General features: G+C 72.0%; 10 protein-coding genes and 1 riboswitch. Of the genes, 4 read left to right on the top strand and 6 right to left on the bottom strand.

From position 1 onward, the window contains the following. Positions 1-49: 49 nt before the first annotated feature. The gene (locus AC07FT_RS17040) at positions 50-475 is read right to left on the bottom strand and encodes an RNHCP domain-containing protein (RefSeq protein ID WP_479176870.1); all 426 of its coding nucleotides are present in this window, start codon (positions 473-475) and stop codon (positions 50-52) included. A gap of 554 nt (positions 476-1,029) precedes the next feature. Between AC07FT_RS17040 and AC07FT_RS17045 the strand changes: the two genes are divergently transcribed. Continuing rightward, positions 1,030-3,132 (top strand): PEP/pyruvate-binding domain-containing protein, encoded by a 2,103-nt coding sequence (locus AC07FT_RS17045; protein ID WP_479176871.1) that lies wholly within the window; start codon positions 1,030-1,032, stop codon positions 3,130-3,132. Next, on the top strand, positions 3,129-4,037 hold the full coding sequence (locus tag AC07FT_RS17050) for a hypothetical protein (RefSeq protein WP_479176872.1): 909 nt from the start codon (positions 3,129-3,131) through the stop codon (positions 4,035-4,037). Before AC07FT_RS17045 ends, AC07FT_RS17050 begins: the two co-directional genes overlap by 4 nt. A gap of 31 nt (positions 4,038-4,068) precedes the next feature. Here the strand turns inward: AC07FT_RS17050 and AC07FT_RS17055 are convergent, their stop codons facing one another. The 5 genes from AC07FT_RS17055 to aceA all read right to left on the bottom strand — a co-directional run bounded on the left by AC07FT_RS17055 (position 4,069) and on the right by aceA (position 11,394). After that, complete coding sequence (locus tag AC07FT_RS17055; RefSeq protein ID WP_479176873.1) at positions 4,069-4,635, bottom strand: GNAT family N-acetyltransferase; 567 nt, start codon at positions 4,633-4,635, stop codon at positions 4,069-4,071. Between the two features lie 93 nt (positions 4,636-4,728). Next, positions 4,729-7,047 (bottom strand): 5-methyltetrahydropteroyltriglutamate--homocysteine S-methyltransferase, encoded by a 2,319-nt coding sequence (metE, locus tag AC07FT_RS17060; protein WP_479176874.1) that lies wholly within the window; start codon positions 7,045-7,047, stop codon positions 4,729-4,731. 164 nt (positions 7,048-7,211) lie between these two features. Further along, a riboswitch (cobalamin riboswitch) is annotated at positions 7,212-7,430 on the bottom strand. Positions 7,431-7,547: 117 nt separating this feature from the next. Next, the gene (locus tag AC07FT_RS17065) at positions 7,548-8,417 is read right to left on the bottom strand and encodes a 3-hydroxybutyryl-CoA dehydrogenase (RefSeq protein ID WP_479176875.1); all 870 of its coding nucleotides are present in this window, start codon (positions 8,415-8,417) and stop codon (positions 7,548-7,550) included. Further along, a complete protein-coding gene (gene aceB, locus AC07FT_RS17070; protein ID WP_479176876.1) occupies positions 8,414-10,012 on the bottom strand; it encodes a malate synthase A in 1,599 nt (532 codons plus the stop codon). Before aceB ends, AC07FT_RS17065 begins: the two co-directional genes overlap by 4 nt. Positions 10,013-10,110: 98 nt before the next feature. Further along, positions 10,111-11,394: an isocitrate lyase gene (gene aceA / locus AC07FT_RS17075; protein WP_479176877.1), complete on the bottom strand. Its 1,284-nt coding sequence runs from the start codon at positions 11,392-11,394 to the stop codon at positions 10,111-10,113. A 309-nt stretch (positions 11,395-11,703) separates the two neighbouring features. Here aceA and AC07FT_RS17080 point away from each other — a divergent pair, with 309 nt between their 5' ends. Together AC07FT_RS17080 and cobF are read left to right on the top strand one after the other, a co-directional pair. Continuing rightward, positions 11,704-13,110 carry a short-chain fatty acyl-CoA regulator family protein gene (locus tag AC07FT_RS17080; protein ID WP_479176878.1) on the top strand — a complete coding sequence of 469 codons (1,407 nt, stop codon included), beginning with the start codon at positions 11,704-11,706 and terminating at the stop codon, positions 13,108-13,110. Between the two features lie 42 nt (positions 13,111-13,152). Continuing rightward, the gene (gene cobF, locus AC07FT_RS17085; RefSeq protein ID WP_479176879.1) at positions 13,153-13,965 is read left to right on the top strand and encodes a precorrin-6A synthase (deacetylating); all 813 of its coding nucleotides are present in this window, start codon (positions 13,153-13,155) and stop codon (positions 13,963-13,965) included. The last annotated feature ends 12 nt before the right edge of the window (positions 13,966-13,977 follow it).

Consider the following 13,977-nt stretch of genomic DNA (forward strand, 5'->3'; position numbering starts at 1 on the left):
GAGGTGCCCGGCCGGCGGACCGCCGGCCGGGCACCTGTCGTTCAGCGGGTCACCGGAGCGGCTCCCGCCGGGGGCGCCGATGGGTTGTCCGGCGCCGGTGTGCGGCTTCATGGCCGCCGACGGCCGAGTGCATCAGGGCGAGGACCGTGTCGAGGTCATCGCCGTGGTACGGGTCGTCCGCCATGCGGTTGCGTCCACGGGTGCCGCAGCCGGTGCACTGGTGGACGATCATGTACCCCTTGGCGGAGTGGTGCTCGACGGTGACCGGGCGCATCAGCGCGCGGCAGTCGTTGGCACGGTCTCCGGGGGAGATGTCCACGTGCAGCGAGTGCAGACAGTACGGACAGTGGTTGCGGTAGCCGCCGTTGGCCAGTGCCACCACCGCCCTGCCGCAGTACGCGCAGGTGAAGCCGGTGTTCTCGGTTGTTCTTCTGCTGATGGTGCTGCTCCTCGGCGAGTCGAAGGGGGTCTTCAACTCGGAGGCGCAGGGTTCCGTTCGCTCTTCCCCCGCCGGGGCGGGGTGCGCAGGCTCGACCGGGGAGTGACGCGGTTCACCGCCCCTGTGTGCGGGCGATTACTTCCGGCTCCAGCTTCACCGGAGTGGGCGGGCCACCCCGGATCCGGACCACGACCGGGTTTGTGTGTTTGTCCCGGTCACTGTCACGCGGGTGTGCCACGTGCCGCCGGTAGGTGTCCGTCCGGTCTCACTGCCGTCGGCGTCGTCCCCCGTCAGACAGCGTCAGCAGCGGCATGGGTCATCGTGATCACGCCACCTCCCTCTCCTCGGTCCCGTGTCTCTCCGCGTCGGCGGGGATCGCGGAGACGCTTCCAGCCTAGGCGGGGACGAAGGCCGGCCGGGGGATGACGGGAAATAGTGTGCCAAGCGACTATCGATCCACCCTCGGATGTACTCGGGCGTAACCCTCTCTCAACCTCCCGTACGTGATCAGGCGTCTGTATCTGGCAGGGGCTATCGCACGCGTCCACGGGCCGGCCCCGGCCCGTGCGCGTGCGGAGAAGGAGGGGGACGTGGGAATAGATGCGGATCTGCTGGCGGTGGTTCCGCTGGACACCGAACGCGCGAAGGACTCCGCCGTCACCGGTGCCAAGGCCGCTCATCTGGCCCGCGCCGCCGTGGAGGGGCTGCCGGTACTCCCCGGCTTCGCCCTCGTACCGGCCGGGCGGGCGAAGGGCGCCCCCACCGGGCTGGAGGCGCTGCGCCGGGCCTGGTCCGAGCTGACCGGTGACGGCGGGCGGCCGTTGGTCGTGCGGTCCTCCTCGGCGCACGAGGACACCGAGGACTCCTCGATGGCGGGCCGCTTCGAGTCCGTGCTCGACGTGGGGGGCTGGGAGGAGTTCACCGACGCGGTGCGGACGGTCCTGGACTCGGCCCGCCGTGTGCAGGTGCTCCACCCTCCGGAGGGGCGGAACACGGATCCGCTGGACGGAATGGCGGTCCTGGTGCAGCCGATGCTGCGGGCGGTCACCGGCGGAGTGATGTTCGGCGCGGACCCGGTGGAGGGCCGGGAGGACCGCATCCTGGTCAGCGCCGTCAGCGGCGGCCCCGACCGGCTGGTGGACGGCAGCACCCAGGGAGTGCGCTACCAACTGTCCCGCTCGGGCAGACGGTTAGGGTCCGAACCGGCGGAACCCCGCTCCGCACGGCTGCTCGGCCGGCGCGAGACCACCTCGCTGGCCCGGCTGGCCAGGAGGACCCAGCGGGTGTTCGGCCGCCCCCAGGACATGGAGTTCGGCTTCGACGCGGAAGGCCGTCTGTGGCTGTTCCAGGCGCGGCCGATCACCGCGATGGCCGCCCGGCCGCCGCGCGGCGCGCGGCTGCTGGGGCCCGGCCCGGTCGCCGAGACCTTCCCCGGGGTGCTCCAGCCGCTGGAGGAGGACCTGTGGGTGGCTCCCATGTCCCACGGGCTCACCCTCGCCCTCGATATCGCGGGGGCCGCCCCGCGGCGCAAGCTGCGCACCCTGCCGGTGGTCAGCACCGTCGGCGGGCGGGCCGCCGCCGATCTGCGGCTTCTCGGGGCGGTGCGATCCGCCCACCCTCTGCGGGACTTCATCAATCCGGCCCCCGGTGCCCGTCGTGTCATGGCGGCCTGGCGGGTGGGACGGCTGCGCTCCGCGCTGCCGCTGCTCGCGCTGGACCTCATGGCGGACGTCGACCGCCACCTCGCCGACTTCCCCGCCCCGCGGCAGATGCTCGGCGGTCAGCTCCTGGACGCGGTCGCCTGGGGGCGTACCGTTCTGTCCTCCCTGCATGCCCAGGAGTCCCTGGCCGGGGCGCTGCTTCCGTCGGGCGCCGGGGCCACCGGAGCCGGTGAGGCGCTGGCCGTGCTGGCCGAGGGCCGGACGCAGGGCCTGGGTGACGGTCAACTGCTCGTGCGCCACCCCGTTCTGCTGTCCCTGCTGCCTCCCACGCTCGGTGACCGCGGTGCCCTGCCGGAGACCACGGTGGCGGCGGGGGTTCCGCACGGCGTGGGAGCGCTCCCGGTCCGTGAGGGCCTGCGGTTGCGTATCCGCTGGGTGCAGGAGATGCAGGTGGGGATGGTGCGTGAACTCGGTGCCAGGCTGCGGGTCGATGACGGTGCGGTGGGCATGTCCCGTCTCCTGCTGCTGCGGTGGAGCGAGCTGACCGAGGCCGCGGACGGCGGCGGGCTGCCGCCCGATCTGGCCGAGCGCCTGCCGCGGCCGGACGCCCCGGCCCTGCCCGCAGCCTTCCAACTGGCCGACGGCCACCCGGTGGCGCGGATCGTGGACGGGCGCGGCCGTACCGGTGCGGGTCAGGGCGCCGGGGGAGGCATCGGTACCGGTGTCGCCTGGGACGGCCACGGTGACCGGCCCGAGCGCGCGGTGCTGGTCGTCCCCGCGCTCGATCCCGCGCTGGCCCCGTTGCTCCCCGGGCTCGCGGGCCTGGTCGCCGAGACCGGCAGCGTCCTGTCCCATCTCGCCGTACTGGCCCGTGAGTACCGGGTGCCGACCGCCGTCGGTGTACCCGACGCCCCGGACCGTTTCCCGCCCGGCACCGAGCTGTGGGTGGACGGCGGTACCGGAGCGGTGGAGAAGTCCGGTGACCACTGCGCGCCGGAGACTCCGGCGAGCCGGAAGGGAGCGGCGGCATGAAGTACGTGGGCTTTCTCTTCGGCGGTCTTTCGGCCACCTACGCGGGCTACTACCTGGTGCTGTACCTGTACCGGTGGGAGTGGCAGCGCGCGCTGATCTCCGGTGTCCTGCTGCTGGTGATCGAGGGGTTCCTGGCCTGTCTGGTCCTGCTGTCCCGGCTGTCGCGGCTGGAGCGGCGCCTGGTGGAGTACGACGCCCGTGTCGAGGAGGTGCGGCGGCGGCTGGAGCAGTCCCGGGAGGCAGCGCCGGACCGCCGGTTCCGCTGGATCGGCTCGGAGGAGCTGAACGGCACCCAGCGGACGTTCGTCTTCGTACCCGTCCTGATGGTGGCCGGAGCGGCTCTGTCCGGTGTCGCGTTCATCATCCAGAAGGTCGCCGGGGTCACCACCCGCCCCGGTGCCGAACGCCGGCTGGCCGGACGGCTGGCGGGCCTCACCGCCCCTCCCGGCGCGGGCGCGCGCTCACCGCGGCTGGAGGACCGGCCCGCCGTACCGCCGTCCCGCGCCGGGCGGAAGGTGGCGGCCCTGGCCGCCGCCGTGGCCTCCGTGGCACTCCTGGTGGTGATGCGGGGCAGTCTGGCGGACGCCACCCAGACCCGGCCGGAAGCCGCCCCGGACGCGGCGGCCACCACCGTGGTGTTCCAGGTCGACATGCGTGGTGAGGTGGCGGCGGAGGCCCGGCAACTCGCCGCGCACGACCTGTGGCAGACCTGCCGCCGCTCCACCGCGGCCCTGAACGACCGGGCTTCGCTGCACCGTCTGGAGGAGAAGGTGTACGCCGGGGTGATCCGGCCCGCCCTTCCCCCGCACGATGTGATGCGGCTGCGGGGCTGTATCGAGGACGCCTCGACGAACCGTGCCACGGCGAGTGTCCTCGGTGAGGGTCAGGCCGGGCCCCGGCACTGAGGGAGCCGGCGTGGCGGAACCGTCGCCCCGGTCAGGTGCGGGGCGCGGTTTCCGGCGGTGCGGGGCGGTCCAGGCGCCAGATCACGTCGACACCGCTGCCCGAGGGTGCCGCGGGTGGCGGCGCCTGGTCACGCCGGACTTCGGTGAATCCCAGTCGGCGCGGGACGCCACTGCTGGGGGTGTTGGCCAGGTCGTGCGTGATCTCCAGGTAGGCCACGTCCGGCCGGGCGAACATCTCGGCCATCATGGCGGCCGTCGCGCGGGTGGCGATGCCCTCGCCGACGGCGGCGGGATGCAGCCAGTAGCCCAGCCGCCATCCCTGGGGTTCGGCCCCGGGGTAGACCTGGCACATGCCGATGAGCGTGCCGTCCCTGGCGATGGCGTAGTTGTAGGACTCGCCGCTCTCCCACTTGGCCACGTACTTCGACAGCAGCTCCCGGGTGTGCTGTTCGCTGTGGTCGGCGACCCAGGGCATCCACGGGCGCAGATGTTCCAGGGACTCCTCGATCAGTGCGCACGCGGGAGCGACATCGCGCTCGCCCCGCCAGCGTCGCAGGACGACGTCCCCGCACTCGATGCTCTCACTCGGCCGTTCCATGACAGCCATGATCGATCCGTGGGCGGTGCACCGCAACGGGATGGGGGCCGGGACCCCTTGGTCGGGCGTCCCGGCCCCCGCCGCCGGTAGCCGTCAGGAGGAGGGCAGTTCACCCCGGACCGTACGGGCCGCGGTAACCAGGTTCTCCAGCGAGTCACGCGTCTCCGGCCAGCCGCGGGTCTTCAGACCGCAGTCGGGGTTGACCCACAGCCGCTCGGCCGGGATGGCCCGCAGACCGGTCCGCAGGAGTCCGGCCGCTTCCTCCGCGCTCGGCACGCGCGGGGAGTGGATGTCGTACACACCGGGTCCGGCCTCACGCGGATAGCCGTGGGCGGCCAGTTCGCGGGCGACCTGCATATGGGAGCGGGCCGCCTCCAGGCTGATGACATCGGCGTCGAGGTCGTCGATCGCCTGGACGATGTCGCCGAACTCGGCGTAGCACATATGGGTGTGGATCTGGGTGTCCGGACGCACCCCGGAGGTGGTGAGCCGGAACGCCTCGGTGGCCCAGGCCAGATAGCCGGGGCGGTCGGCGGCGCGCAGCGGCAGCGTCTCGCGCAGCGCGGGTTCGTCGACCTGGATGACGGAGGACCCGGTGGCCTCCAGGTCGTTCACCTCGTCCCGCAGGGCGAGCGCCACCTGGCGGGCCGTCTCCGCGACCGGCTGGTCGTCGCGGACGAAGGACCAGGCCAGCATGGTCACCGGTCCGGTGAGCATGCCCTTGACCGGGCGGTCGGTGAGGGACTGGGCGTAGGTCGTCCAGCGCACCGTCATCGGTTCGGGGCGGGAGATGTCCCCGGCCAGCAGCGGCGGGCGGACGTAGCGGGTCCCGTAGGACTGGACCCAGCCGTGCTGGGTGGCGAGGTAGCCGGTGAGCTGCTCGGCGAAGTACTGCACCATGTCGTTGCGCTCGGCCTCGCCGTGCACCAGGACGTCCAGTCCGGCCTTCTCCTGGAAGGAGATCACCGCCTGGATCTCCGCCGTGATCCGCTCCTCGTACCCGGCGGTGTCGATCCGGCCCGCGCGGAGGTCGGCCCGCGCGGTGCGCAGCTCATCGGTCTGCGGGAACGAGCCGATGGTCGTGGTGGGCAGCAGCGGCAGGCCCAGATGGGCGCGCTGGGCGGCGGACCGCTCGGCGTACGGCTGGGACCGGCGGGCGTCGGCCCCGGTGGTGGCGGCAGCGCGCGCCCGGACGGCCGGGTCATGGGTGATCGGCGAACCCGCGCGGGAGGCCAGATCGGCGCGGTTCGCGGAGAGTTCGGCGGCGATCGTGTGGGTTCCCCGGGCGAGGCCCTTGGCGAGGGTGACGATCTCCCGTGTCTTCTGCCGTGCGAAGGAGAGCCAGCGCAGGATCTGCGGCGCGATGTCGCGCTCCACGGCGGCGTCCAGCGGGACGTGCAGAAGCGAGCAGGACGCGGACACATCGACCTGGCCCGCCAGCCCCAGCAGGGTGCCGAGCGTCGAGAGTGCGGCCGACAGGTCGTTCACCCAGATGTTGCGGCCGTTGACGACCCCGGCGACCAGGCGCTTGCCGGGCAGACCGCCGACAGCCGCGAGATCCTCGAGGTTGGCGGCGGCGGCCTCGGTGAAGTCCAGGGCCAGACCCTCGACCGGGGCCTTGGCCAGGACGGGCAGGGCGTCGCCCAGACGGTCGAAGTAGGAGGCGATGAGCAGCTTGGGGCGGTCGGGAAGGGCGCCGAGGTCGCGGTAGGCCCGGGCCGCGGCGTTGAGCTCGGCCGGGGTGCGGTCCTGGACGAGGGCGGGTTCGTCCAGCTGTACCCACTCCGCCCCGGCGGCCCGCAGATCGGCCAGGACCTCCGCGTACACCGGCAGCAGCCGGTCCAGGAGGGTGAGCGGGTCGAAGTCCGCGGCCACCCCGGGCGCGGGCTTGGCCAGCAGCAGATAGGTGACCGGGCCGACCAGGACCGGACGGGCCGTCAGCCCCTGGGTCAGCGCCTCCGTCAGCTCGGCGACCTGCTTGGCGGAGTCGGCCGTGAAGACCGTGTCCGGCCCCAGCTCGGGGACCAGATAGTGGTAGTTGGTGTCGAACCACTTGGTCATCTCCAGCGGCGCCACGTCCTGGGTGCCGCGCGCCATCGCGAAGTAGCCGTCGAGCGGATCGGCCGCGACGGCGTCCCGGTGGCGGTCGGGGATCGCACCCACCATGACGGTGGTGTCCAGGACGTGGTCGTAGTAGGAGAAGTCACCGGTGGGCACCTCGTGGATGCCCGCTCCGGCCAGCTGCCGCCAGTTCGTCCGGCGCAGTTCCGCGGCGGTGTCGCGGAGGGCGTCGGCGGTGACGCGGCCCTTCCAGTAGCCCTCGATCGCCTTCTTCAGTTCCCGGTTCTGGCCCTGACGGGGGTAGCCGTACACGGTGGCCCGTGCTGCCGCGGCTGCGGGCTTGGTGGTCACGGAGATCTCCTTCGCGAGATGAATCCCTGAGATCCCGGGGACGGGACGAGAGCGCGAAGGGGTGACGTACCGGGACGGTCGACCTCGCGCGCAACGGCGCGGTCGTCCACCTGGTATGTTCGCCGACCCGCCCTCGAGGTCACCGGATGTCCGGGTACGCGTCGTACGCACCCGGGCAGTTGGCAGGTCTTCGGACTCACGGGCACGTCCTCAAGGGGAGGACACCTACTGGCCGTCGCTTCCCAGGCCCTCCTCGGGCCCAGTGCGTATGACGGCGGTCGTTCCCGCTCACCGCTGCGGGGCAGTCCCGGATTCCCACCGGGTTCCCTCTTGCGACGCCTCCCGCCTGGCGGACGGGGCGAACCAGCTGCACCGGCCACCCTAAGGGGCCGCCCGCCGATGTGGTGGGACCCGTCCAGCATGCTGAGGGTGAGCTGAGACACCCCATCGGTGCGCGGGGGCCCGGCGGGCGGGCCCCTCGGCCCGGTCCGCCGGGTCGCTCACCCCTGGCCGTACGCATGGAACCCGCGGCCGGTCTTGCGGCCCAGCAGCCGTGCCTCCACCATCCGCTGGAGCAGTGGGGGAGGCGCGTAGAGGGGTTCCTTGAACTCGTCGTACAGCGAGCCGGCGATCGAGGCGAGCGTGTCGAGCCCGATCAGGTCCGCGAGCTTGAGCGGGCCCATGGGGTGGGCGCAGCCCAGCTCCATGCCCGCGTCGATGTCGGCGGCGGTGGCGAAGCCGGACTCCGCCATCCGGACGGCCGAGAGCAGATAGGGGATCAGCAGGGCGTTGACGACGAAGCCCGCCCGGTCCCGGGAGCGGATGACCGTCTTGCCCAGAGTGCGCGAGGCGAATTCCTCGACCGCGGTGACCGTCTCCGGGGCGGTGTGCAGCGAGGTCACCACCTCCACCAGGGGCAGCACCGGGACGGGGTTGAAGAAGTGCAGTCCGACGACCCGGTCGGCGCGGCTGGTGGCCATGCCCAGGCGCATCACGGGGATCGAGGAGGTGTTGGTGGCCAGAACGGCCGCCGGATCCTCGACGGTCTTGTCGAGCGCGGCGAACACCTCGGCCTTGGCGTCGGCGTTCTCGATCACCGCCTCGATGACGAGCTGCCGGTCGGACAGATCCTCCAGACTGCCGGTGAAGACCAGGCGGGACAGGGCGTCCCGGGCCGCGGTCCGCTCCAGCCCGCCCCGCCGCACCGCCCGGTCCAGCGAGGCGGTGACGCGCTCCCGGGCGGTACGCGCGGCCGTGGCGTCGGCCTCACAGACCACCGTGTCCAGCCCGGCCCGTGCGCACACCTCGGCGATGCCCGCGCCCATCTGACCGCCGCCGACCACTCCCACGCGCCGGATGTCCCCGCTCATGCCCGTACCTCCGCACGGCGCACGAGGTGGGCGGCGTAGGCGTCCGGGGTGAAGAACAGCGGCAACTCGCCGCACAGCGCGGTGCGTTCGAAGAGTGCCCGCACCTCGTCGCACGGTGCCCATGGATACGCGGCACCGAGCGCGGCGACTTCGTCATCGAGCAGGCGCAGCACCGTCGCCCGGTCGATGACCCGGTGCCGCAGCCATTGCCAGATCTGCACCCGGGCGATCTCGGCGGTGGCCGCGTCCTCCATCAGACCGTCGAGGGCGACGGCGCCCTGGCCGCGCAGCCAGGCGGCGTAGTAGCGCAGCGCGACCGAGACGTTGGTGCGCACGCCCTCCGGTGTGGGCGGTCCGCTGATCCGGCGCACCGACAGCAGGTCCACCGCCGTCACCTCCACGTCGTCGCGCGTCCGGTCGAGCTGATGGGGCCGGTCGCCCAGCACTCCGTCGAACACCTCGCGGCACACCGGCACCAGTCCGGGATGGGCGACCCAGGAGCCGTCGAATCCGTCCTCGGCCTCGCGCTCCTTGTCCAGCCGCACCGTGGCGAGCGCCGCCTCGTGCGCGGCCGGGTCCTTGCCCGGCACCTGCGCGGCCATTCCGCCGATGGCGTGGGCACTCCGCTTGTGGCAGGTGCGCACCAGCAGTTCGGTGCAGGCCCGCAGGAAGGGTGCCGCCATCGTCACCTTCGCGCGGTCCGGCAGCAGGAAGTCGGTGCGGTGGCCGAAGGTCTTGATCAGGCTGAACAGATAGTCCCAGCGGCCCGCGTTGAGACCGGAGCTGTGCTCGCGCAGCTCGTAGAGGATCTCCTCCATCTCGAAGGCGGCAGTGATCGTCTCGATGAGGACGGTGGCGCGGACGGTGCCCCGGGGAATGCCCAGCAGATCCTGCGCGGTACGGAAGATGTCGTTCCAGAGCCGGGCCTCGTAGCGGTTCTCCAGCTTCGGCAGGTAGAAGTACGGTCCGTGTCCGGCGTCGATCTGCCGCTGGGCGCAGTGGAAGAAGTACAGACCGAAGTCGACGAGCGCGGCGGGCACCGGTTCGCCGTCGGCCTCCAGATGCGCCTCGTCCAGGTGCCAGCCGCGCGGCCGGACCACGATGGTGGCCAGCTGATCGCGCGCGGCGAGCCGGTACTCCTTGCCGTCCGCGGTGGTGAAGTCGATGCGCCGCTCGATGGCGTCCAGCAGCGTCAGCTGGCCGCCGATCACATTGTCCCAGGTGGGTGCGGTGGCATCCTCGAAGTCGGCCATCCACACCCGGGCACCGGAGTTGAGGGCGTTGACCGCCATCCGCCGGTCCGGCGGGCCGGTGATCTCCACCCGGCGGTCGGTCAGCCCGGGGGCGGGCGGTGCCACGCGCCAGGACGGATCGTCGCGGACGGCGGCGGTGACCAGGGGGAAGTCCAGCGGGGAGCCGCTGGCCAGGCGCAGCACCTGGCGGCGGCGTTCTCTCAGGAGCTCCTGGCGGCGCGCGCCGAACATCGCGGCCAGCGTGCCGACGAAGTCCAGTGCGGCGGGGGTGAGGATCTCGTCATGGCGGTCGCCCGGAGCCGCGAGGACGTGGACACGACGGGTCGGTGCGCTGAGGGACATCGGGTTCTCCTGGAGGAGGGCGGGAGCGGGGGTCGGACGGGGAAGGCCGTACGACCCCCGCTCGGCAGGGGCTGAGCGAACGGCGCCCGGGGACGGGCCTAGTGGAACTGCTCCTCCTCGGTGGAGCCGGACAGCGCGGTGGTGGAGGAGGCGGGGTTGACCGCGGTGGAGACCAGGTCGAAGTAGCCCGTGCCGACCTCCCGCTGGTGCTTCACCGCCGTGAAGCCGTGCTTCTGCGCGGCGAACTCGCGCTCCTGGAGGTCGACATAGGCGGTCATCCCGTGCTCCGCGTAGCCACGGGCCAGGTCGAACATCCCGTGGTTGAGCGAGTGGAACCCGGCGAGGGTGATGAACTGGAAGCGGTAGCCCATCGCCCCCAGCTCCCGCTGGAACTTGGCGATCCGGTCATCGTCCAGGGCCGCCTTCCAGTTGAACGAGGGCGAGCAGTTGTACGCCAGCATCTGGTCCGGGTACCGCGCGTGGATCGCCTCGGCGAACTCCCGGGCCTGGGCCAGGTCGGGGGTGCCGGTCTCGACCCACAGCAGATCCGCGTAGGGGGCGTAGGCCAGACCGCGGGCGATGACCGGGGCCATACCGTTGCGCACCCGGTAGAAGCCCTCCGCGGTGCGTTCCCCGGTGACGAACTCGGCGTCCCGCTCATCGACGTCGCTGGTGAGCAGGCTGGCCGCGAGCGCGTCGGTCCGGGCGACGATGACGGTGGGGACATCGGCGATATCGGCGGCGAGCCGGGCGGCGTTCAGGGTGCGGATGTGCTGCGAGGTCGGGACGAGGACCTTGCCGCCGAGGTGGCCGCACTTCTTCTCCGAGGCCAGCTGGTCCTCGTAGTGGACACCGGCCGCACCGGCCGCGATCATCGCCTTGGTCAGCTCGAACGCGTTGAGCGGGCCGCCGAACCCGGCCTCGGCGTCGGCCACGACCGGGGCCAGCCAGTCGGTGGTGTCCCCCGCGCCCTCGGCGGTGGCGATCTGGTCGGCGCGCAGCAGCGCGTTGTTGATCCGGCGTACCACCTGGGGCACCGAGTTGGCCGGGTACAGGCTCTGGTCGGGGTAGGTGTGCCCGGCCTGGTTGGCGTCGGCGGCGACCTGCCATCCGGACAGGTAGATCGCCTGGAGGCCGGCCTTCACCTGCTGCACGGCCTGCCCGCCGGTGAGCGCGCCCAGCGCGTGCACATAGTCCCGCTCGTGCAGTTGGCGCCACAGGCGTTCGGCACCGCGCCGGGCCAGGGTGTGCTCCTCACGGACACTGCCGGACAGCCGGACCACGTCCTCGGCGGTGTGGGTGCGCTCCACGCCCCGCCACCGGGGGTCGGTGGCCCAGCGCCGCGCCAGTTCCTCGGCCGCCCGCGTCCTCGCCTCTGCCATGACTGTCACCGTCTCCTCGGTTTGTGCTGACTGCCAAGCTCCCGCCTCACAGGAGAGGGAGATGGCACTGCGTGTCGTACGGCTGCTCCACGGCCCACCGTCACACCGGGAAGGAGCTGAGCAGTGGTGTCGCTGTCGTCGGGATCCGGCGGGCCGTGCGGAAGACTCTGGCACTGGCACCGAGTGCCATCAATGATGGACGTCTGCCAACTTCCGCAAATCTTTCGCTTATCGTTTGCCAACGTTGCGAAGGCCCTCGACCGGCTGGATGGCCTAGGCTGAGCGGACCCGGACCCGGAGGATCACACGGTGAGCAAGACGTACGCGGGGGCGCGCCTGCGACGGCTGCGTGAGGAGCGCCGGATGAGCCAGGCGGAGCTGGCCCGTGTCCTGGCCATCTCACCGAGCTATCTGAACCAGATGGAGCATGACTCCCGACCGCTCACCGTGCCGGTCCTGCTGCGCCTGACCGAAGCCTTCGGTATCGACCCGGGCTTCTTCTCCGAACGTGACACGACCCGGCTGGTGGCGGACCTCCGCGAGGCGCTGGCCGGTGAGCTGGCCGACTCCCGGGTGTCCGCCACGGACCTCACCGAACTCGCGACCCGGATGCCCGAGGTCGCCCAGGTGCTGCTCGGCCTCGGCCGCCGCAACCAGCTCCTGGCCGAACGGCTCGCCGGGGCCACCGAAGGCCGCGGTGCGGACCAGGAGGAACCCCGCTCAGCCCATGAGGAGATCCGGGACTTCTTCTACCGCCGCCGGAACTACCTCCATGACACCGACCTCGCGGCCGAGCGGCTGGCCCAGGAGACCGGGATCCGGCCGGGTGAAGTGCTCCCCGCCCTGACGGCCCGCCTCGCCGACCGCCACGGGGTCCGGCTGGCCCCCGAGACCGGGGACCGACTGCACCACTACGACGAACCGGCCCGCACCCTGCGGCTGTCCACCCGGATGCGCCCCGGGCAGCGCGCCTTCCGGATGGCGACCCAGCTCGCCCTGCTCGAATACGGCGATGAGATCGACCGGCAGGCGGTCGAGGACTTCCCGTCCGGTTCCCCCGCCCACGCCCTGGCCCGCATCGGCATCGCCAACTACTTCGCGGCCGCGCTGATCCTGCCCTACCGCGCCTTCCACACCGCGGCCGAGGAGGTGCGCTACGACATCGAACGGCTCAGCGACCGCTACGGCCTCGGCTACGAGACCGTCTGCCACCGGCTGAGCACCCTCCAGCGCCCCCGGCTGCGCGGAGTGCCCTTCTCCTTCGTCCGTGTCGACCGGGCGGGCAACATGTCCAAGCGGCAGTCCGCCACCGGCTTCCACTTCTCCCGGGCGGGTGGCACCTGCCCGCTGTGGAACGTCTACGAGGCGTTCGCCGCCCCCGGCCGCATCCACGTCCAGATCGCCGAAATGCCCGACGGCCAGCGCTACTTGTGGACGGCCCGCGCGGTCACCCGGCACCGGGGTGGCTGGGGCGAACCCGGCAAGACCTTCGCCATCGGGCTGGGTTGCGAGATCCGGCATGCCCACCGCGTCGTCTACTCCGACGGCCTCGACCTCGACAACGCCTCCGCCGCCACTCCCATCGGCATGGGCTGCCGCGTCTGCGAACGCCTCGACTGCCCCCAGCGCGCCGCTCCGCCCCTCGGCCACTCGCTCCGGATCGACCAGCACAGCAGCACCTTCGTGCCGTATCCGGTGACGCGGCCCGTGGAGTGAGGGCCCGCACCCCTACCGTCGCCCGGAAAGGCCACATCACCCATGACCACGGACCAACGCCACCTCCTCGTCATCGGCATCGGAGCCGGTGACCCGGACCATCTGACCCTCGCGGCGGTGAAGGCCATCCGCCGCGCCGATGTCTTCTTCCTCCTCGGCAAGGGACAGGACAAGTCCGCCCTCACCGATCTGCGGCGCCGCATGCTCGACGAACACGCGCGGGCGTCCTACCGCCTCGTGGAGGCGGAGGACCCGTGGCGCGACCGGACGCGGGAGGGCCGCGGTGAGTACACCGCGGCGGTCCACGACTGGCGGGCCCGGCGCGCCGATGTCTATGAAGGGCTCATCCGGGACGAGCTGGCCCCGGGGGAGACCGGCGCGTTCCTCGTATGGGGCGACCCGGCCCTGTACGACAGCACCCTGGGGATCCTGTCCGAGATCGAGGCGCGGGGCACGGTCGCCTTCGGCATCGAGGTGTTCCCCGGTATCAGCAGTGTCTCCGCGCTGGCCGCACGGCACGGCATCACCCTGAACCAGGTCGGACGCCCCGTGCACATCACCCCCGGGCGCCGGCTCCCGGAGGTGTGCGCCGACGACGACGGCGACATCGTGGTGATGCTCGACGCCCATGAGTCGTTCACCCGGTTCGAGGGCGACGACGTGTGGATCTACTGGGGCGCCTATATCGGCACACCCGATGAACTCCTCGTCTCCGGACGGCTGTCGGAGGTCGCGGAGCGCATCAGCCGGATCCGTGCCGAAGCACGTGCCCGGCACGGCTGGATCATGGACACCTACCTGCTGCGCGTCGTCCACGACCGGGAGGACGACGGCGGCACACCGACGGCCTGCTGAAAGGGCCCGGCC

The organism is Streptomyces sp. NPDC045899 (genome assembly GCF_056431485.1).